The sequence below is a fragment of the Haemophilus haemolyticus M19501 genome (assembly GCF_000222025.1).
Classification (GTDB): Bacteria; Pseudomonadota; Gammaproteobacteria; order Enterobacterales; family Pasteurellaceae; genus Haemophilus; species Haemophilus haemolyticus_G.
Genome location: NZ_AFQO01000006.1, coordinates 20,868 through 41,551 on the forward strand (window position 1 = coordinate 20,868; position 20,684 = coordinate 41,551).

Here is a 20,684-nt window from a genome sequence, read left to right on the forward strand (position 1 = left end):
ATTTTTCCACCGCACTTCGGCGATTTTTCTTTCGTAAGGCGAGTGAATCATAAATTCTTCACTCCCCTACTGATTACTCTTCGTCTAACTCGATATTTAAACCAAGTGAGCGGATTTCTTTCATAATTACGTTGAAAGATTCCGGTGTGCCTGGGTCCATGTGTTGGTTACCACTTACGATGTTTTTATACATCTTCGTACGACCATTCACATCATCAGATTTCACCGTTAACATTTCTTGTAAGGTGTAAGCTGCACCATATGCTTCAAGTGCCCATACCTCCATCTCACCGAAACGTTGGCCACCGAATTGAGCTTTACCACCCAATGGTTGTTGTGTAACAAGGCTATAAGAACCAGTTGAACGAGCATGCATTTTGTCATCAACTAAGTGGTTCAATTTGAGCATGTACATATAACCTACTGTTACTGGACGCTCAAATTTCTCACCTGTACGGCCATCATATAAAGTGATTTGACCTGAAGTTGGTAATCCACCAAGTTTTAATAGCTCTTTGATTTCAGCTTCAGCTGCACCATCAAATACCGGTGTCGCAACTGGTAAACCTTTACGGAGATTTTCAGCTAAACGCAATACTTCTTCATCGGAGAAGGTACTTAAATCCACTTTTTGTGAGCCATTACCTAAATCATACGCTTTTTGGATATAACCACGTAATTTTTCCACTTCTTGTTTTTGTTTAAGCATTGTATTGATTTGATCACCAATACCTTTCGCTGCTAAACCTAAGTGAGTTTCAAGGATCTGACCGATGTTCATACGAGATGGTACGCCCAGTGGATTCAATACGATTTCAACTGGTTGGCCATTCTCATCGTATGGCATATCTTCAACTGGGTTAATTTTCGAGATAACGCCTTTGTTACCATGACGACCCGCCATTTTATCACCCGGCTGGATTTGACGTTTCACCGCGAGGTAAACTTTAACCACTTTTAACACGCCTGGTGCAAGATCATCACCTTTGATGATTTTCTTGCGTTTCACTTCAAGTTTATGTTCAAACTCTTTACGAAGTTCTTCGTATTGCTCTGCAAGCTGTTCCAATTGATTTTGTTTTTCTTCATCTGCAATGGTTTGTTCTAACCATTTAGTGCGATCTAATTTATCTAATTGCGCTGCATCAGCACCACTAGAAATAAGAAGATTACGAACACGAGCAAATAAGCCAGCTTCTAAAATCTCTAACTCTTCAGTTAAATCTTTTTTCGCTTCACGAAGCTGCATTTCTTCGATTTCTAATGCACGTTTATCTTTTTCTACGCCATCACGAGTGAAGACTTGAACATCAATAACCGTACCTGATGTACCGTTTGGCACACGTAATGAAGAATCTTTAACATCAGAAGCTTTTTCACCAAAGATTGCACGTAAAAGTTTTTCTTCTGGGGTTAATTGAGTTTCACCTTTAGGCGTTACTTTACCTACTAAGATGTCACCACCTTTAACCTCTGCACCAACATAAACAATACCTGATTCATCAAGTTTGCTTAACGCTGACTCACCTACGTTTGGAATATCCGCAGTAATTTCTTCTGCACCTAACTTGGTATCACGCGCAACACAAGATAATTCTTGAATATGGATGGTAGTGAAACGATCTTGTTGAACAACACGTTCAGAAACTAACATTGAGTCTTCAAAGTTATAGCCGTTCCAAGGCATGAACGCCACGCGAATATTTTGACCTAATGCAAGCTCCCCTAAATCAGTAGAAGGACCGTCTGCTAATACTTCACCACGATTGATTGGATCGCCTAAATTCACACAAGGAATTTGGTTAATACAAGTATTTTGGTTAGAACGGGTATATTTGATTAAGTTATAAATATCAATACCTGCTTCACCTGCAATGGTTTCATCTTCATTTACTTTAATAACGATACGAGAAGCATCGACATACTGAACTGTACCACCACGTTTTGCAACAACCGCAACACCAGAGTCAAGTGCGATTGGTTTTTCCATACCTGTACCAACTAATGGTTTGTCAGCACGTAATGTTGGAACTGCTTGACGTTGCATGTTCGCACCCATCAACGCACGGTTCGCATCGTCATGCTCAAGGAATGGAATCAATGCAGCCGCGACAGATACCACTTGTTGTGTCGAAACGTCCATATAGTGAATATCTTCAGGTTTATATAAACCTGATTCACCACGTTCACCACGAGCAGTAACAAATGCATCAGTAAAACGGTTATTTTCGTCTAAATTTGAGTTTGCCTGTGCAATGATATAGTTTGCTTCATCAATTGCAGATAAGTATTCGATTTCTTCGGTTACTTGACCATCAACCACTTTACGATATGGGGTTTCTAAGAAACCATAATCATTAGTACGTGCAAACGCAGAAAGTGAGTTGATCAAACCGATATTTGGACCTTCAGGGGTTTCAATCGGACATAAACGACCATAGTGGGTATTATGTACGTCACGCACTTCAAAGCCTGCGCGCTCACGCGTTAAACCGCCTGGACCTAATGCAGAAATACGACGCTTGTGCGTAACTTCTGATAATGGGTTGTTTTGGTCCATAAATTGCGAAAGTTGTGAAGAACCAAAGAATTCTTTCACCGCTGCAGAAATTGGTTTTGGATTAATTAAGTCTTGCGGTGTGATTGCATCTAAATCACCTAAAGATAAGCGTTCTTTCACCGCTCTTTCTACACGCACTAAACCAATACGGAATTGGTTTTCCGCCATCTCACCTACACTACGGATACGACGGTTACCCAAGTGGTCAATATCATCCACTTCGCCGCGACCATTACGGATGTCGATCAATTTACGCATTACCGCAATAATATCTTCATTGCCTAAAGTACCAGCGCCTTCACCTTCTGCGATCACTAAAGAACGATTGAATTTCATACGACCGACAGCAGATAAATCATAACGCTCTGCAGAGAAGAATAAGTTATTGAATAACGCTTCTGAAGATTCTGGTGTTGGTGGTTCACCTGGACGCATCATGCGATAAATTTCGTAAAGCGCACTGGTTTTGTCATAAGTTGGATCGACACGTAGCGTTTCAGAAATATATGGGCCATAATCTAAATCATTAGTAAATAAAGTTTCGATCGTGGTGTAACCTGCTTGTGCTAATTTTGCAAGAGTCTCTAAAGAAATCTCACCATTTGCAGGGCAAATAATTTCGCCAGACTCTAAATCAACATAATCTTTCGACGCAACTTTACCTAAAATATATTCAGAAGGTACAACGACTTGTGAAATTTTATCTTTTTCTAATGCCTTGATATGGCGTGCAGTAATACGACGACCACGTTCAACATAAACTTTGCCATTTGCTTCAATATCAAAAGAAGCAGTTTCACCACGTAAACGTTCTGGCACTAAAGTCATTAACAATTTATCGCCAGCGATTTCAAAGGTAATTTTATCAAAGAATAAGTTTAAGATTTCTTCAGTGGTGTAGCCTAATGCACGAAGAATGATTGTTGCCGGTAATTTACGACGACGGTCAATACGCGCAAATAAGTTATCTTTTGGATCGAATTCAAAATCTAACCAAGAACCACGGTAAGGGATAATACGTGCGTTATAAAGCACTTTACCTGAAGAATGGGTCTTACCTTTGTCAGAATCGAAGAATACGCCTGGACTACGGTGTAATTGTGAAACGATAACACGCTCGGTACCATTAATCACGAAAGTACCGTTGTCAGTCATTAATGGGATTTCGCCCATATAAACTTCATTTTCTTTAATATCTTTAACTGCACGTGAAGAAGATTCTTTATCGTAGCTCACTAAACGTAATTTTACACGTAAGCCTGCTGCGTAAGTTGAACCTCGAATTTGACATTCACGAACATCAAATTCCGGTTCTTCTAAACGATAATCTACATATTGTAATTCTGTATAGCCATTATTACTTACAATAGGGAATACAGAACGGAATGCCGCTTCTAAACCTTGCTGACCTTCAGGATCTTTTTGAATAAATTTATCAAAAGAATCCAACTGAATGGTTAATAAATAAGGAACATTTAAAACTTGCGGACGTTTACCGAAATCTTTACGAATTCGTTTTTTTTCAGAATAGGAGTAACCCATTGGTTTTCCTCTGCTAACTGTTCAGTGACCTAGCCACAAACTAACTGTGACGTGAATGACCGTTAAAATGACCGCACTCTGAACCTTACTTCTATAGTGGGGTGACAACTCAAATTACATAGGACGACAACTTGAGCAAAACAACGACAAATAACGGTGAATTTATCATTGTATAGATGTGTTTTCTATCAAAACACGGTTAAATTAAACAATTAAAGGTCAAAATTGATTAAAAATCAATCTAAACCTTTGCTAATTTTGAGGCGGTAGATTTTAAATGAATGCGGCTTTCTCGTCAAGTTTAAAACTTATATAGAAATTTTATGAAACAAAAAACCGCACTTTCAAAAAGTGCGGTTTAAAATCTATCAATTCTTTAAATTATAAAGAAGTTTGATCAACAGCCACACCAGCACCCATAGTGGTAGAGATGCTTACTTTCTTGATGAAGATACCTTTAGCTGTAGTTGGTTTTGCTTTGTTTAAAGCAGCCAATAATGCTTGAAGGTTTTCTTTTAATTGAACTTCAGAGAAGTTTGCTTTACCGATAGTGGTGTGGATGATACCGTTTTTATCGTTACGATAACGGATCTGACCAGATTTAGCGTTTTTAACTGCTTCAGCAACGTTTGGTGTTACAGTACCAACTTTAGGGTTTGGCATTAAACCACGTGGACCTAATACTTGACCTAATTGACCAACAACACGCATTGCATCAGGAGAAGCGATAACAACATCAAAGTTCATTTCGCCTTTTTGGATTTGCTCTGCTAAATCTTCCATACCTACTAAATCAGCACCAGCTTCTTTAGCTGCATCTGCGTTAGCACCTTGAGTGAACACAGCTACGCGTACTTCACGACCAGTACCGTGTGGTAATACAGTTGCACCACGAACGTTTTGATCAGATTTACGAGGATCGATACCTAAGTTTACTGCAACGTCAACACTTTCAACGAATTTAGCCGTTGCGAATTGTTTTAATACCGCGATCGCTTCGTTGATTTCGTATGCTTTGGTAGAATCTACGCCAGCTTTGATTGCTTTCATTTTTTTAGTCAATTTAGCCATCGTATTATTCCTCCACCACTAAGCCCATTGAACGAGCAGTACCAGCGATTGATTTCATTTTAGTTTCGATAGTCGCGCCAGTCATATCTGCTGCTTTAGTTTCAGCGATTTGACGAACTTGATCTAAAGTTACTTTACCCACTTTATCTTTGTTCGGTTTACCGGAACCAGATTTGATGCCTGCAGCTTTTTTCAATAATACTGCTGCTGGAGGGGTTTTAGTGACGAAAGTAAATGAACGGTCAGCGTAAACGGTGATAACAACTGGAATCGGTAAACCTTTTTCTAAGCTCTCAGTACGAGCATTGAATGCTTTACAGAATTCCATGATGTTCACACCTTGTTGACCTAATGCAGGACCAACTGGTGGTGATGGGTTTGCCATACCAGCTGCAACTTGCAACTTAACGTAGGCTTGGACTTTTTTTGCCATTTTAGTTTTCCTCTAATTGGGTAATAACGCTATTAAATAGCTCCCCGATAATTTTCAGTGCAACATATTGCACCACACAAAAATATGAGCCGCGAACGGCTCATAATAGGCGCGGATTATATAAAAAGTGCGGTTGTTTTTCAAGCACTTATTAAATCCACTATAAGAAATTATTGTGCTTCACCAATTAATACTGAATCCAATGCAATTTCAATCATATCATTGAATGTTAATTGGCGCTCTTCTGCCGTGGTTTGTTCGTGAGTACGAATATGGTCAGACACGGTACAAATTGTTAATGCTTTCGCACCATATTCTGCAGCCACACCATAAATTCCTGCAGCTTCCATTTCCACGCCTAAGATTCCGTATTTTTCCATTACATCGAACATTTCTACATCAGGTGTATAGAATAAATCTGCAGAGAATAAATTACCTACACGAACTGCTTTGCCTTTTGCTTTTGCAGCTTGAACAGCGGCCTGTGCCATATCGAAGTCAGCAATAGCTGCAAAGTCGTTATCTTTGAAACGAATACGGTTTACTTTTGAATCAGTACATGCACCTAAACCGATAATCACATCACGTACTTTTACGTCCATACGAACAGCGCCACAAGAACCTACACGGATAATTTTTTTCACACCGTATTCGGTGATTAATTCTTTCGCGTAAATAGAGCAAGATGGAATCCCCATACCATGGCCCATAATAGAAATCTTACGACCTTTGTAAGTACCGGTATAACCAAGCATATTACGAACATTTGTTACTTCTACTGCATCTTGCAAAAATGTTTCTGCAATGTATTTTGCACGAAGTGGATCACCCGGCATTAAAACAACATCTGCAAATGCACCTTCAGGCGCGTTAATATGTGGAGTCATAATTTACCTTCCTTTTTTCAAATGTAAAAATAAAAAGTGCGGTCATTTTTCACCGCACTTATCCGAGAATTAAAGCGCTGCAGCACCGAGTCCGATGAACAAGCCTGCAATCGTTGCACTCATTAAGTTTGCTAAAGTACCTGCGATTACTGCTTTTAAGCCTAAGCGTGCAACATCACTACGACGGTTTGGTGCCATTCCACCTAAACCACCGATTAAGATTGCAATTGAGCTGAAGTTAGCAAAACCACAAAGTGCGAAAGTAATAATTGCTTTGGTTTTTTCAGTTAATACAATCGCAGAATCTGGTTGCAAGTATTTTGCAAATTCAAGATAACCCACAAATTCATTAACCGCTAATTTCATCCCGATCATTTGCCCTGCGATACCTGCTTCAGCACCATCAGTTACACCGATTAAGTATGCTAATGGTTTGAAAATTAAACCAAAGATAGATTGTAAAGTTAAGTCGCCATAGCCGAACCAGCCACCAACACCACTTAAAATACCGTTAATTAATGCAATTAAACCAACGAATGCGATTAACATTGCACCTACGTTTAACGCAAGTTGCATACCTGCACTCGCACCGCCTGCCATTGCTTCAAGTACGTTAGTTGGTTTTTCTGAATCATTGTCTTCTGGTTGTTTATCAGAGAATTGTTCTGTTTGTGGGAACATTAATTTCGCAAATAACAAACCTGCTGGTGCCGCCATAAATGACGCAGCAATTAAGTATGTCAATGGCACGCCCATTCCAGCATAACCCGCCATTACTGAACCCGCGATAGATGCTGTACCACCTACCATGATGGCAAATAATTCAGATTGGGTCATATTTTTAATGTAAGGGCGAACAACTAATGGTGCTTCAGTTTGACCGACGAAGATATTCGCCGCCGCTGACATGGATTCAGCTTTTGACGTACCCAATGCTTTTTGCAATGCACCACCTAATACTTTAATTACTACTTGCATAATGCCGAGATAGTAAAGCACAGAAATTAAGCCAGAGAAGAACACGATAATCGGTAATACTTTCACTGCAAAAATAAAACCTGATGGTTTACTTGGATCTGCTAATCCGCCGAAAACGAAATTAATCCCGTCGTTACCATAGGCAATAACGTTAGATACCATATCCGCAGCGGCACCCAATGCTTGTTTACCTGCAGGCACATATAAAATAAGGGCGGCAAATCCTACTTGGATTGCTAACGCCCCTACGACAGTTCGAATACTAATCGCTTTACGATTATTGGAAAGTAACACGGCAATAGCGATTAATACGACCATTCCCAAAATGCTGCTTAACACACTCATTTGATTCCCCTTAGTTGGTGAAGTTGATAAAAATAAAACGGCACTATTTTACTTGTTTTTGATGAAAAAGTCGGTGAAATTTCACCGCACTTAACACAAACGATTACAAAATAGTCAGGACTTTTTCAATCCCATATTGATAAGCCAGCTTCGCCAGCTCATTTGTTTCCTCCGCACTTGGGATATGTGCGGATAACCCTGCTTCATCACGCGCACCTTTGTTATGCACACGGATAATTTTTAATGCCACGTCAGGATAATTTCGTAGCAGTTGAGCAACCTTGCTCACTAAATGTTCCGCATCAAAAAAATTCTTTAAAAAAACTAACCGCACCTCTTCCACTTTATTTAATGGCAACAAGGCAGCTAAATTTTGCAAATTCCGCTCCAGTTTATCGTTTTTTATATGTAAACGTTCTGGCATCACTTGCTGTGGTACAATGCCTGCTTGATTTTGCCGATCGAAACAGAGTGTTTGCAAGCCTGCACCCTCTCCTTTCAGATCGAATAAAAATTTATCAGTGACATCGATTAACGAACGAATACGATCAAACTCAAAAAAGCCACTACTATCCAAATAACAGGTTAATCCTTGTGAACGTAAAGCCTCAAAGAGCGGCACGAGTTTTTTATGATGGATAGTCGGTTCACCACCTGAAATTGTTACGCCACGAATAAATGGAACCGCCTCCATAACCTGTTCATACAAATACTGCAAATTAACCAATTTCGCGTTTTCCGTATAACGAGGAATGGTTTCCGGATTATGGCAATACAAGCAATTTAACTTGCAACCTTGCAGAAAAATACTCGAACGATTGCCTTGCCCCTCTACATTTGAAAAAGGAATAATCCGATGTAATGGCACAAAAATCTCAGAAAGTGCGGTCATTTTTCCAATTATTTTTTAGCAGTGACATCTTTTTCATCGCGTAACTGGCGATCAAACACATTAGCACATTCATCCGTACCCGAGCCATACCAGGTTGTATCGCGTAATGCGACTTCGCCTTTACGGTATTTTTCAACTTCGCTTTTCTTCACCAGATAACCTGTAACACGAATTAAATCTGTATTTTTCAAATAGGTTGTAATGTAGCGATAGCCTAAAGAGAATGCACCATCAATAATATCCACCACCGCATCGCAGTGATCCACATAGGTTTGATCAAAGGCGAATAAATCCCCTGTACCAGATGGGAAATATTTATGGAACGGTGCAGACTGTTTCAAATGCGCAAGTAACGTTGGTTCTTCGCCTACACGAATACGGTGAGCTGGTGCGTTGCGTTTGTCTTCTTCGTGGTTACTTGCGCCAACTTGCGCATGTAATAAATAACGATTGCCAGTGCGTTCTGCATAAACCCCTTCATGTGCATCAGTGATTTCTTTAAGTTTATCCATAATTGCTGTCGCAATTTCATCACCACGAGCACTTTTACCAAAGGTTTCATTTAATCCTTCACATTGCAATAAATGGTTTGCTGCATCTGCCAAGCCCACAATTGCAAACATTCCCGTAAAATTAGTGCGTTTGATAAAGCCTTCTTTTTCGAGGAATGAACTGTTAAAGAAATTACTTTCTTCCACTACAAATTTGTGTCGTTTATCCATCGTTGAAAGAGCACATTTCGCCACACGTGGTAATAATTCATTTAGCATTTCATCCGCACTTTTACACGCGCGAGCAATAGTGCCTAGACGTAAACGCGTTAATGTGTAAGCACCGCCACATTCAGGCAGTGCGTTATAGCAACTTGCTACGCCATATTCTTCACCTAGATCGGAAATATAGTAAGCATCGTTCGCAAAAGATGGCTTAGAAACTAATAAACAGGCTTTTGCTGCAAGTTCAGCAAACTCACGGCTCGTTTTAGATTTGTCATAACGAATGGTCATATTCGGTGTTGGCGCTTCAAGCTCAATCACCGCGCGTAAAATCAAGCGACCCGCTTTCGTATCATAAGGCCCAATATTGGCATGACAGAATGAGTCAGGCACAGTTTTATCGATATGATTTAAGAAACGCTTAATTTTTATGTAGTCTTTTTCTTCGTCAGTAATGAACGGTTCGAGCAATACATCAAGACGACCAACATAAACAGGATAAGTCGTAATCGATGGCACGTGGGAGTAAAGAATCAATAATCCATCAAGTGCTTCATCAAGATCTTTTGGTGGCGGCAACTCTAAAAATTCGCAGCCTTTTTGGATATACACATTGTAATCAGGCAGGATATAACGAGGACGATAAATCGCGTAACCTTCACATAAATCACAAATCATCTGATTCTGTAAAAAGCCCCATTCCTCATCGGTATAACCAAGCAAATCACGAGGATCAAATAAACGTTCGGCAATATTGCCTAATGTCATTAATTTTTGGTGATAAGTCAGATTATTGGCTTTAACCGTATCGAGAATATCTTGAAGTGAAGCTAACATAACGTTCCCCTTTGAAAATGGTTTTGTATTGTACGCAATGGTAACAAAATAGACAATTTTGAAAATGTGAGCGAGATCACATTTTCAGAAATAAAAACTCAAGCAAACGATTAATCATTAAAATAAGAAATATAGAATTTAGATGGTAGAGAGAAAAGGATTTTACTGGCAGAACAGAAAATATCCGCCAGTTTTAATTTGATTGGCGAATTTTAAATATTATCACTTGAATAACACATTTTCTTAACAAAAGGGATTATCTCTTGTAATGCTTGTTGAATAGAAATTAACCCTAGATTCATTTGAGTCTCTTTTCCCGCAGGTGGGCAAAATGCAAGATGCTTATCTGCATCATTAATGGGTTTCCAGCGTCTCGGCTGAGAAGAACGACTATTTGGATAAAACCCGATAGTCGGAATATTAAACGCACTACTCAAATGCAATGGTCCTGTAGATCCCGCAATAAATAAATCCGCACAAGCCAAAGAATGAGCAAAATCCACTAAACCTTTATTCTTATCGTAAATAACTACACGTGAATCATCCACCAAATTTGCCAATTCATGGGCTTTTTCACTTTCTCCAGGCCCTGCTGTCAGTACAATATTGCAATCAAACTCAGCTAATAAGCCTTTAATTAAATCTGCATATTGCGCTAAAGAAAGATTCGTTGCTGAACCACCAGAGCCACTATGCACAAAGATCCATTTTTTATTTGCAGAAAGCCCTAAACTCTCTTGCAAGAAAATTCGTTGATTTTCCACCGCACTTTTCTCAAAGGTTAAATAAGGCGGTTTAGGTTCAACAACTGGCATATTATGCTTGTGCAAAAAAGCGCGGACTAAATCTTGATTGTATTCCGCTTCCGATTTTTCAGAACGAGAACGGCGTTGTGTTAGACGGTGATTATAGAGAATTTGAACCCATTTAGTTGCAGGTGCAAGGCGATATTTAATCCCGCTTTTCCAAGCGAGTTTTCCATTATGGGTATTGGAAAAGAAACTAATCATTCCATCAAATCGCTGCGCTTTGATTTCCTGCACAAGACGTTTAAAATCCGTTTTATCATTTTTTTTGCTATCAATAATGACATGATCAATAAACGGACAAACTTCCGCTAGAGGCGCTGTGTAACTCGGCACAAGTGCGGTTAATTTTAAAGAAGGATTCGATAATTTCAGCATAGCAAAAGCGGGCCATGCTTGCATAAAATCACCTAATTTATCGTTACGAATAACTAAGATCTTTTCCATAATTTCTCCGCTAAAATAAAAAAACCGCACTTGAAAGTGCGGTCGTATTTTATGTTATTTTTGTGGATTATAAAACATCAACACAATTTAAGTCTTCGAAAGATTGCTCTAAGCGTTTAGACATAGATTCTTCCATTTTACGTAACCATACTCGTGGATCGTAGTATTTTTTGTTTGGCGCATCTGGGCCTTCTGGGTTACCTAATTGACCTTGAAGATAAGCTTCATTTGCTTTATAGAAGTTCAAAATACCATTCCAAGATGCCCATTGAGTATCGGTATCAATGTTCATTTTGATTGCACCGTAGCTAATTGCTTCGCGGATTTCTTCGCGGCTAGAACCAGAACCACCATGGAAGACGAAGTTAATTGGTTTAGCCGGAAGATTACGTTCTTTCGCAACGAACTCTTGTGATGCACCTAAAATAGATGGTTTTAATTTTACGTTACCTGGTTTGTAAACACCATGTACGTTACCGAATGCTGCAGCAACCGTAAAGTTAGGACTTACTGGATTTAATTGGTCGTAAACATAAAGTACGTCAGATGGTTGAGTGTATAAACGAGACTCATCAACACCAGAATTATCTACGCCATCTTCTTCACCACCGGTAATACCGATTTCGATTTCAAGGGTCATCCCCATTTTATTCATACGAGCGAGGTATTCACGACAGATTGCCATATTTTCTTCCATTGGCTCTTCAGAAAGGTCAAGCATGTGAGAAGAGAATAATGGACGGCCAGTTTCTGCGAAGTGTTTTTCACCCGCTTCAAGTAAACCATCAATCCATGGAAGTAATTTTTTCGCAGCGTGGTCAGTGTGAAGAATAACAGGAACACCGTATTCCTTAGCTAAAGTATGAACGTGTTTCGCTCCAGCAATCGCACCAAGCACATCAGGACGGGCACCGCTTGCAGGTTTAACACCTTTACCCGCATAGAACGCAGCACCACCGTTAGAAAATTGAATAATAACTGGCGCTTTTACGCGTGCAGCAGTTTCTAACACGGCATTAACTGAGTCAGAACCTACGCAGTTTACTGCTGGGATAGCAAAGTTATGCTCTTTTGCATAAGCAAAGATTTTTTGCACATCTTCACCTGTTACTACACCAGGTTTCACGATATCTAATAATTTAGCCATACTTGTGTTTCCTTTTTATGTTTAGCGGGACAAACCCACAATTGGAGAATTTTTTTGACTTTTTATTGATGGCGATATTTTAATGCTCGCCATCAATATGTCACATAGGAAAAGTGCGGTTAGTTTTTCGCACGTTTTTCAAGAATTTCTACTGCTGGTAATACTTTGCCTTCTACGAATTCTAAGAACGCGCCGCCACCAGTTGAAATGTAAGAGATCTTGTCTGCAATACCGAATAAATCGATAGCCGCTAATGTATCACCGCCCCCTGCGATAGAGAATGCATCGCTGTTTGCAATCGCGCGAGAAATGATTTCAGTCCCTTTACGGAAGTTAGGGAATTCAAACACGCCAACTGGACCATTCCATAAAACGGTTTTTGCATTTTTGATGATTTCTGCTAATTGTTCTGCAGATTTATCACCGATATCGAAGATAGATTCATCATCTTTTACTTCAGTGACTGATTTTTCTGTTGCTGCTGCAGTTTCAGTGAACTCCAAACCAACACGTACATCAACTGGCACAGGAATATCTGTGCTTGCTGCTAATTCTTTCGCGACTGGGATTAAATCAGCTTCATGTAAAGACTTACCTACATTGTGACCTGCTGCCGCAATGAAAGTATTTGCAATACCACCGCCCACAATAATTTGGTCAGCGATTTTTGAAAGAGAATTTAATACCTCTAATTTAGTGGAAACTTTAGAACCACCAACAATAGCCACCATTGGACGAGCAGGTTCTTTTAATGCTTTACCTAATGCATCTAATTCAGCGGCTAATAATGGACCTGCACAAGCGATTGGTGCAAATTCTGCGACGCCGTAAGTTGATGCTTGCGCACGGTGAGCGGTACCAAACGCATCCATTACAAATACATCACAAAGTGAGGCATATTTTTTACCTAATTCAGGATCGTTTTTCTTTTCACCTTTGTTCACGCGTACGTTTTCTAAAACAACAATTTCGCCTTCTTTAACATCTACGCCGTTTAAATAGTCTTGTTCTAAACGAACATTAAAACCTGCGTCTTTTAAGTAATCAACAACTGGTTGTAAAGAATCTTCTGGTTTGAATTCACCTTCAGTTGGACGACCTAAGTGAGAAGTTACCATCACTTTTGCGCCTTTTTCTAAGGCTAATTTTAAAGTAGGAATGGTCGCACGAATACGCGCATCTGAGGTCACTTTGCCATCTTTTACTGGCACATTAAGATCCGCACGGATAAATACACGTTTACCGGCTAAATCTAAATCGGTCATTTTGATTACTGACATAATCTATCCTCTTGTTAAGTTAAAATTAAAATTGAAAACTTTTCGTATTATACCTACTTCGCGCTAGGTTGTAACGATTTAGATCAAAGAAATTCTTATTTGCCTTGGCAATTCATTACCTGCCATTTTTTATCATAACAAATAAATAATTCGTTTCGACTTGCACCTAAATAAGCATTTTTTAATTGTGGATTATGTTGTTTCATCCAACGAAAAAGTTCATTACGGCTTAAATTTTGATTCGGTAATTTTAATGAGCTAAATAATTCCTGCTCCTTAGCAAAATATTGCTGGGCAGAATCAAATGCACAGCTGCCGTGTTTTTCCCATTCGCCTTGTAATAATTGTTCACCTGGTGAGATAGCCAAATATCGTGCTAATAAATCTTTTGGCAAGGCTGGTAAATCGCCCTTACAAAAACGTGGATGATCCGTCACTGAAAGGGCATTTGCATTTTGAGGCCACAGCCCATGAACGACCCAACCTAAAGCGCGGTTATTTCCACATTGATATTGAGCGGAAGAAGGCAACTGATTACCATATTTTTCACGCTGAATATCACAAAATCCAGGCGACCAAGATAATGCCAACATATAATAATCGACAGGCGCCTTTGCATTTTGCCCGATAGGATCATCGCGCATAATCACATCATAATTGGCAAAAACATTCGGATTTTTCACCGCACTTTTTTCAATATCCGTCCGCTTTGTCTCAAATTGAGGCTCAGATTTAGGCGCCGATGCTTTTATTTGCTTCGTCTGCTCAATTACGGGAGAAGATGATTGATTTTTAGTTTTGGTTGAATCGGTAAAATACTGCCAAATTGCTAATACAACGAGGACAATAAGCGAAAGGGTGGAAGTGAATTTTTTCATAAATTTTGTTTAGTTTTTGTCAATCAAGTTTTTGTCGGCTATAATTCGCCGCTTTCAACTTTCTATTAAGGATCACAATGGCATTACTCATCACTAGCAAATGTACCAACTGCGATATGTGCTTACCAGAATGCCCGAACGAAGCCATTTCCATTGGCGATGAGATTTATGTGATCGATCCTGTACTTTGCACGGAATGTGTCGGTCATTACGACACCCCAACCTGCCAAAAAGTTTGCCCAATCACTAACTGTATTAAGCCCGATCCTGAACATCAAGAAACCGAAGAACAGCTTTGGGAACGCTTTGTGATCATTCATCATTCAGATAAATTGTAATTTTTAAAGCAACTGAAATATGACTTATTATCTTCTAAAAGAGTGCGGTTAATTTTGAGCTTATTTTTATTATCATAAAACTGAAATTTTCCACCGCACTTTTATCTATAAAAAGAACTACATTGAGTTACTTTTCTTCACATTATCCCGCTACGGCTGGTAAATATCCCCATTGAATTAAAAATGGAATGACCATAATCACCACGCCAATCAATAACGCAAACACCAAAGCAAAATTACCGCCAGCAACACGATATGGCAATGTTGGATTTTCAATACGTGTACGCCATGCCAAGCCAATTGGTAAAATTAAGCAATAGAAAGCACACAACAAACCAGCGTAACTTAATGCAGTAATAAATCCTTCAGGATAAAACAATGCAAATACAAGTGGCGGTAAAAATGCGGCAATGGTTAATACAACGCGATTATTTGGCAAATGATAGCGTTTGAATAAATCACCTAAGCCTTCAAACACACCAAGCATTACGCCTAAGAATGAAGTAATTAACGCAAGTGATGAGAACACGCGAACCACCTCCCCCATAAAATGAGAACCTGTAATTTCACGTGTTGCATTCACTAATCCATTTAGCGTTGGGTCGGCTTGTAAAATGCGCACAAATTCACTTTGACTTAATACACCATGAGTTGCTAACTGCCATACAAGGTAAGCGGCTAATGGAATAGCAGTACCAATCAAAATAGCACGACGAAATTTTTCAACACTTCCACCTAAGTAGCTATTTACACTCGCCATAATGACGTGGAAACCGAAAGAGGTGAAAAATATCGGTGCCGCAGAAACTACAAAAGCATAATCCAAAGGCAATGCCATTAAATTATCTGTTGCTACTTTTGGAAGCATCATAAATAGCACAAAAGCAAAGGCGACTAACTTACCAATAAATAACACGCGAGTTAAACCGTCCACGCCTTTCGTTCCTACAACCACAAAAGAACCTAATACAACAGTGAAGATAATAATCGCCGTTTTAAGCGACATCGCTTCCATTCCAAACGCAGTTGGCAAGCCTGAAAGCAAAGATCCACCACCAGTAATATAGGCGGCAGAAAGCGCATAAAGTAAAATTAACAAACTCAATGTTGCTAAAATTCGTCCAGGAACCCCAAAATATTTTTCAGCGAGCGTGGCGACACCATCATCCAACTGCTCCGCTGTTTGATACACTTCTACAAACAACAATCCACTGTAAACCAACAAAGCCCACAATCCCACGAGCAATAACACGGTATAACCAAATCCCATTCCCGCTGATGTAAGCGGCATAGCAAGCATACCTGCTCCAATGGTTGTGCCTGCAATAATCAGTGCACTCCCAAATGTTTTATTCTGTAACATAAAATTATCCTTATAGTGTTGTGTTTGAAAACTAATTTAAAGTTGACCGCACTTTTCTTTATAGTGTAAACGGCAAACAGAAAGGTAAGAGTCATTGCCCCCAATTTGAATTTGCGCGCCTTCTTTAATAACCTCACCTTGATCATTTAAGCGCAAAACAAAGTTAGCCTTGCGGCCACAATAACAAATTGTTTTTAATTCTTCGAGTTGATCCGCCCAAGCCAGTAAATATTTACTTCCTTCAAAAAGCTCCGCTTGAAAATCTGTACGCAAGCCATAACAAAGCACAGGAATTTTGAGTTTATCGACGACATCGCTCAACTGGTAAACTTGTTGCTTGCTAAGAAATTGAGCTTCATCCACCAACACACAATGCACTTTTTCTTTTTTTAAATGCTCATTAATTTCATCAAACAAATTGGTTTCCGAGCGAAATAAAAAGGCATCTTGTGAAATGCCAATACGCGATGTGACTTTCCCCACGCCAAAACGATCATCAATCGCAGCCGTATAAACTAATGTGTTCATATCACGCTCACGATAGTTATAGGAAGATTGTAGCAACGTCGTTGATTTTCCGGCGTTCATTGTCGAGTAATAAAAATAGAGTTTCGCCATTTTTTTCCTTCATACCTAGGGTAGGTATACCCTAGGTTCATTTCAGTGTTATCCCTTTGGGATAAAGTGATTGTTCCCCGAAAGGTAAGCTTATTACTATAATTAGCTGTGGATATACCTACCCACGATAAAACATAAACATTAAATCGCTTCCAATTCCGTCATTGCCCAACGAGGCTTAACATCAATAGCCAGATCGCTATGCTGACCTTGCTTTAAACGTAAAAAACCTGTGTAAGCAATCATCGCACCATTATCTGTACAAAATTGAGGTTGAGGATAAAACACTTCGCCACCTAAATTTTGCATTAAGTGCGCAAGCGTTTCTCGGAGTTTTTTATTTGCACTTACCCCTCCCGCAATCACTAAACGTTTATAACCTGTTTCTTTCAATGCACGCTTACATTTAATGGCAAGAGTATCCACCACCGCATCTTGGAAAGCATAAGCAATATCCGATTTAGTTTGTTCTGTTAGTTCACCCTCGTTTTTAATCGCTTGATTAATCGTATTTGCGGCAAACGTTTTTAAACCAGAAAAGCTAAAATCAAGGCCTGCACGATCTGTCATTGGGCGTGGAAATGTGAAACGATTTGGCGTGCCTTTTTCCGCTAAACGAGAAAGTGCCGCACCACCTGGATAATCTAGTCCAAGTAATTTTGCTGTTTTATCAAAGGCCTCACCTGCTGCATCATCAATGGATTCGCCAATTACTTCGTATTTTCCTACGCCATCTACACGCACTAATTGAGTGTGACCACCCGATACCAACAAAGCAACAAAAGGAAAGTGTGGTGAATTTTCATCAAGCATTGGCGCAAGTAAATGCCCTTCCATATGATGAACACCAATCGCAGGAACATTCCACGCATAGGCTAAAGAACGCGCAATCGTAGCACCGACGAGCAGTGCACCGACAAGCCCTGGGCCACTCGTATAAGCCACGCCATCAATATCGCTCGCCGTTAACTTAGCTTCTTCTAACGCAGCTTTAATGAGAGGAGCTGTTTTACGAATATGATCGCGCGATGCTAATTCAGGAACAACACCACCATAATCTGCATGCAGGGCAATTTGAGTATAAAGTTGATTAGCAATTAACCCTTTTTCTTCATCATAAATCGCCACGCCCGTTTCATCACACGAGGTTTCAATGCCTAAGATTTTCATTGATTTTCTTAATTTATTACCTAAAATGTTGCGCGATTTTACCCTGTTTAAGCGGTTTTAACCAGTTGAAACCACAAATATTAAGGTGAATTGGCATTCTTTCCTTTACTTTTTCCCTAAAAGTAGATTAGAATTGCGTCCTTTATTAAATTTGCCGTTTGTACATTGGTGCTTTGGCGAAAATAAAATTTTAAATTGCAATTAAATTAAACTCATTGAGGTGATTGGCTTATGCCTGTAATTAAAGTACGTGAAAACGAATCATTTGACGTAGCTTTACGTCGTTTCAAACGCTCTTGCGAAAAAGCGGGAATCTTAGCTGAAGTACGCGCTCGCGAATTTTACGAAAAACCAACTACAATTCGTAAACGTGAAAATGCAACACTTGCAAAACGTCACGCAAAACGCAACGCTCGCGAAAACGCGCGCAATACCCGTTTATACTAATTTATAGTATTTTCTGACTCGAGTTAAGACAAACCGTGAATCCTTTGGACTCACGGTTTTGTTACTTTAAGCACAACAAAAATCTACGCCAAAAACGACCGCACTTTCACACCACGATCACGGAGGCTCGACAATGAAAGGTTCTATTCCACGCCCCTTTATTGATGATTTGCTGACAAAGTCCGATATTGTCGATGTGATTAACACGCGCATAAAACTAAAAAAAGCTGGCCGCGATTATCAAGCCTGCTGCCCTTTCCATCACGAAAAAACACCATCCTTCACGGTTAGTCAAAAGAAACAGTTTTATCATTGCTTTGGTTGTGGCGCGCATGGTAATGCGATTTCCTTTTTAATGGATTATGACAAGCTTGAATTTGTAGAGGCTATTGAAGAACTTGCAGCGATGGCAGGGCTTGAAGTACCTTACGAAAAACGCACTAATAACAGCGGGAAACCTCAAGCTAATTATCAAACCAAACGAAATCTCTATGAATTAATGCTAGAGATTGCCAAGTTCTATCAAAGCCAATTACCATTAAATGCGCAGGCGCAAGGATATTTACAACAACGCGGGCTTTCGGCTGAAATTATTGAGCGTTTTCAAATTGGGTTTGTGCCGAATGCAATGGATACTGTATTGCGTAAATTTGGTGTTAATCGTGAAGAACAACAAAAACTCATTGAGTTAGGCATGCTTTCTCGAAATGATCGTGGCAATATTTACGATAAATTCCGAAATCGCATTATGTTTCCTATTCGCGATAAACGTGGACGTACAGTGGCTTTTGGAGGTCGGGTATTAACAGATGAGAAACCGAAATATCTGAATTCGCCAGAAACCATTACTTATCATAAAGGTAACGAGCTTTATGGTTTGTACGAAGCCTTACAAACCAACGATGAACCAAAACAATTACTTGTTGTTGAAGGTTATATGGATGTGGTGGCATTAGCACAATTTGGCGTGGATTATGCTGTCGCTTCTTTAGGGACATCTACGACATCAGAACAAATTCAACTTATTTTTCGTTCGACCGAGCAAGTTATTTGTTGTTACGATGGCGACCGTGCAGGGCGTGATGCAGCGTGGCGCGCATTAGAAAATGCATTGCCTTATTTAGAAGATGGCAGACAACTCAAATTTATTTTCTTGCCAGAGGGAGAAGATCCTGATACTTACATTCGCCAATATGGCAAAGAAAAATTTGAAGAATATATCGAAAGTGCGCAATCTTTAAGCGAGTTTATGTTTGCTCACTTAAGCCCACAAGTTGATTTTTCTAGCAAAGAAGGGCGCGGAAAATTAGTTGCTTTGGCTGCACCGTTAATTCGTCAAATTCCTGGAGAAATGCTTCGCTTGTCGCTACGCAATATGTTGGCTCAAAAGCTAGGAATTTTTGATCAAACTCAGCTAGAAAATCTTATTCCAAAACAATTAGAACAAACCAATACACAACAAAAAGTTGCTAATAATAAGATCAAGAAGACACCAATGCGAATGGTCATTTCATTGCTTCTGCAAAATCCTGAATTAGTAAAACGCATATCTGAAAGCGGCGTGCAAGCATTACGTGCAGAAGCTGGTTTTGAAATTCTGGAAAAATTGACCGCACTTTGTCGACAACGAGAAGGTATTACTACAGGGCAGATTTTAGAGCACTTCCGTGATACGCCTTACAGCAATCCCCTTGAAATACTGGCAACTTGGGATCATTTATTAGACGAAGCAGAAATGATCAATGCATTTTCACAAAACTATCGTCGCTTAAATATTCAAGCCATTGAGCGAGACATTGAAATGCTTATTGCTAAAGAACGAGCTGAAGGACTGACTAACGAGGAAAAAACAGTACTCGTTCACCTTTTAGCGGGTAAAGAACAGCAGAAAAAACAGTTAGTTAATCCGCAATAACAATGATAAAATTC

At 39.5% G+C, this 20,684-nt stretch carries 17 protein-coding genes; 3 read left to right on the plus strand and 14 right to left on the minus strand.

Annotated elements, in window-relative coordinates; all coding sequences use genetic code 11:
* Positions 1–73: 73 nt before the first annotated feature.
* The 11 genes from rpoB to GG9_RS05915 form a co-directional block, all read right to left on the minus strand.
* Complete coding sequence (gene rpoB / locus GG9_RS05965) at positions 74–4,102, minus strand: DNA-directed RNA polymerase subunit beta (RefSeq protein ID WP_005630836.1); 4,029 nt, start codon at positions 4,100–4,102, stop codon at positions 74–76.
* Between the two features lie 381 nt (positions 4,103–4,483).
* A complete protein-coding gene (gene rplA, locus GG9_RS05960) occupies positions 4,484–5,173 on the minus strand; it encodes a 50S ribosomal protein L1 (RefSeq protein ID WP_005630838.1) in 690 nt (229 codons plus the stop codon).
* Positions 5,174–5,177: 4 nt separating this feature from the next.
* Complete coding sequence (rplK, locus tag GG9_RS05955; RefSeq protein ID WP_005630840.1) at positions 5,178–5,606, minus strand: 50S ribosomal protein L11; 429 nt, start codon at positions 5,604–5,606, stop codon at positions 5,178–5,180.
* Between the two features lie 170 nt (positions 5,607–5,776).
* Positions 5,777–6,493: a purine-nucleoside phosphorylase gene (gene deoD / locus GG9_RS05950; RefSeq protein ID WP_005630842.1), complete on the minus strand. Its 717-nt coding sequence runs from the start codon at positions 6,491–6,493 to the stop codon at positions 5,777–5,779.
* Positions 6,494–6,562: 69 nt separating this feature from the next.
* Positions 6,563–7,816 (minus strand): NupC/NupG family nucleoside CNT transporter, encoded by a 1,254-nt coding sequence (locus GG9_RS05945; protein WP_005630844.1) that lies wholly within the window; start codon positions 7,814–7,816, stop codon positions 6,563–6,565.
* A 103-nt stretch (positions 7,817–7,919) separates the two neighbouring features.
* The gene (locus tag GG9_RS05940) at positions 7,920–8,708 is read right to left on the minus strand and encodes a 4Fe-4S cluster-binding domain-containing protein (RefSeq protein ID WP_005630846.1); all 789 of its coding nucleotides are present in this window, start codon (positions 8,706–8,708) and stop codon (positions 7,920–7,922) included.
* A gap of 8 nt (positions 8,709–8,716) precedes the next feature.
* Positions 8,717–10,261 (minus strand): YjjI family glycine radical enzyme, encoded by a 1,545-nt coding sequence (locus GG9_RS05935; protein WP_005630848.1) that lies wholly within the window; start codon positions 10,259–10,261, stop codon positions 8,717–8,719.
* A 212-nt stretch (positions 10,262–10,473) separates the two neighbouring features.
* On the minus strand, positions 10,474–11,514 hold the full coding sequence (locus tag GG9_RS05930) for a glycosyltransferase family 9 protein (protein ID WP_005630850.1): 1,041 nt from the start codon (positions 11,512–11,514) through the stop codon (positions 10,474–10,476).
* Between the two features lie 67 nt (positions 11,515–11,581).
* Positions 11,582–12,661, minus strand: a complete 1,080-nt coding sequence (fbaA, locus tag GG9_RS05925; protein WP_005630851.1) for a class II fructose-bisphosphate aldolase — start codon at positions 12,659–12,661, stop codon at positions 11,582–11,584.
* Positions 12,662–12,780: 119 nt separating this feature from the next.
* Positions 12,781–13,941 carry a phosphoglycerate kinase gene (gene pgk, locus GG9_RS05920; protein ID WP_005630852.1) on the minus strand — a complete coding sequence of 387 codons (1,161 nt, stop codon included), beginning with the start codon at positions 13,939–13,941 and terminating at the stop codon, positions 12,781–12,783.
* Between the two features lie 95 nt (positions 13,942–14,036).
* Positions 14,037–14,819 (minus strand): ribonuclease T2 family protein, encoded by a 783-nt coding sequence (locus tag GG9_RS05915; RefSeq protein WP_005630853.1) that lies wholly within the window; start codon positions 14,817–14,819, stop codon positions 14,037–14,039.
* Between the two features lie 77 nt (positions 14,820–14,896).
* Between GG9_RS05915 and GG9_RS05910 the strand changes: the two genes are divergently transcribed.
* A complete protein-coding gene (locus tag GG9_RS05910) occupies positions 14,897–15,157 on the plus strand; it encodes a YfhL family 4Fe-4S dicluster ferredoxin (RefSeq protein WP_005630854.1) in 261 nt (86 codons plus the stop codon).
* A gap of 142 nt (positions 15,158–15,299) precedes the next feature.
* On the opposite strand, the gene GG9_RS05905 is transcribed toward GG9_RS05910, so the two are convergent.
* From GG9_RS05905 to tsaD, 3 genes are all read right to left on the minus strand, one after another.
* Positions 15,300–16,520, minus strand: coding sequence for an aromatic amino acid transport family protein (locus GG9_RS05905; RefSeq protein ID WP_005630856.1), 1,221 nt, complete (start codon positions 16,518–16,520; stop codon positions 15,300–15,302).
* A 36-nt stretch (positions 16,521–16,556) separates the two neighbouring features.
* Positions 16,557–17,138 (minus strand): thymidine kinase, encoded by a 582-nt coding sequence (locus GG9_RS05900; RefSeq protein ID WP_005627636.1) that lies wholly within the window; start codon positions 17,136–17,138, stop codon positions 16,557–16,559.
* 141 nt (positions 17,139–17,279) lie between these two features.
* Complete coding sequence (gene tsaD / locus GG9_RS05895) at positions 17,280–18,308, minus strand: tRNA (adenosine(37)-N6)-threonylcarbamoyltransferase complex transferase subunit TsaD (RefSeq protein ID WP_005630857.1); 1,029 nt, start codon at positions 18,306–18,308, stop codon at positions 17,280–17,282.
* A 231-nt stretch (positions 18,309–18,539) separates the two neighbouring features.
* Between tsaD and rpsU the strand changes: the two genes are divergently transcribed.
* Both rpsU and dnaG read left to right on the plus strand, forming a co-directional pair.
* Positions 18,540–18,755, plus strand: a complete 216-nt coding sequence (rpsU, locus tag GG9_RS05890; RefSeq protein WP_005627632.1) for a 30S ribosomal protein S21 — start codon at positions 18,540–18,542, stop codon at positions 18,753–18,755.
* A gap of 133 nt (positions 18,756–18,888) precedes the next feature.
* The gene (gene dnaG, locus GG9_RS05885) at positions 18,889–20,670 is read left to right on the plus strand and encodes a DNA primase (protein WP_005630858.1); all 1,782 of its coding nucleotides are present in this window, start codon (positions 18,889–18,891) and stop codon (positions 20,668–20,670) included.
* Positions 20,671–20,684: the final 14 nt, after the last annotated feature.

Excerpts from the sequence above, each read along its gene's own strand:
- tsaD (WP_005630857.1), bottom strand. The coding sequence starts at position 18,308 with ATGAAAATCTTAGGCATTGAAACCTCGTGTGATGAAACGGGCGTGGCG.
- rplK (WP_005630840.1), bottom strand. The coding sequence starts at position 5,606 with ATGGCAAAAAAAGTCCAAGCCTACGTTAAGTTGCAAGTTGCAGCTGGT.
- dnaG (WP_005630858.1), top strand. The coding sequence starts at position 18,889 with ATGAAAGGTTCTATTCCACGCCCCTTTATTGATGATTTGCTGACAAAG.
- GG9_RS05940 (WP_005630846.1), bottom strand. The coding sequence starts at position 8,708 with ATGACCGCACTTTCTGAGATTTTTGTGCCATTACATCGGATTATTCCT.
- rpoB (WP_005630836.1), bottom strand. The coding sequence starts at position 4,102 with ATGGGTTACTCCTATTCTGAAAAAAAACGAATTCGTAAAGATTTCGGT.
- GG9_RS05905 (WP_005630856.1), bottom strand. The coding sequence starts at position 16,520 with ATGTTACAGAATAAAACATTTGGGAGTGCACTGATTATTGCAGGCACA.
- deoD (WP_005630842.1), bottom strand. The coding sequence starts at position 6,493 with ATGACTCCACATATTAACGCGCCTGAAGGTGCATTTGCAGATGTTGTT.
- GG9_RS05935 (WP_005630848.1), bottom strand. The coding sequence starts at position 10,261 with ATGTTAGCTTCACTTCAAGATATTCTCGATACGGTTAAAGCCAATAAT.
- rplA (WP_005630838.1), bottom strand. The coding sequence starts at position 5,173 with ATGGCTAAATTGACTAAAAAAATGAAAGCAATCAAAGCTGGCGTAGAT.
- GG9_RS05900 (WP_005627636.1), bottom strand. The coding sequence starts at position 17,138 with ATGGCGAAACTCTATTTTTATTACTCGACAATGAACGCCGGAAAATCA.
- GG9_RS05910 (WP_005630854.1), top strand. The coding sequence starts at position 14,897 with ATGGCATTACTCATCACTAGCAAATGTACCAACTGCGATATGTGCTTA.
- rpsU (WP_005627632.1), top strand. The coding sequence starts at position 18,540 with ATGCCTGTAATTAAAGTACGTGAAAACGAATCATTTGACGTAGCTTTA.
- pgk (WP_005630852.1), bottom strand. The coding sequence starts at position 13,941 with ATGTCAGTAATCAAAATGACCGATTTAGATTTAGCCGGTAAACGTGTA.
- GG9_RS05915 (WP_005630853.1), bottom strand. The coding sequence starts at position 14,819 with ATGAAAAAATTCACTTCCACCCTTTCGCTTATTGTCCTCGTTGTATTA.
- fbaA (WP_005630851.1), bottom strand. The coding sequence starts at position 12,661 with ATGGCTAAATTATTAGATATCGTGAAACCTGGTGTAGTAACAGGTGAA.
- GG9_RS05930 (WP_005630850.1), bottom strand. The coding sequence starts at position 11,514 with ATGGAAAAGATCTTAGTTATTCGTAACGATAAATTAGGTGATTTTATG.
- GG9_RS05945 (WP_005630844.1), bottom strand. The coding sequence starts at position 7,816 with ATGAGTGTGTTAAGCAGCATTTTGGGAATGGTCGTATTAATCGCTATT.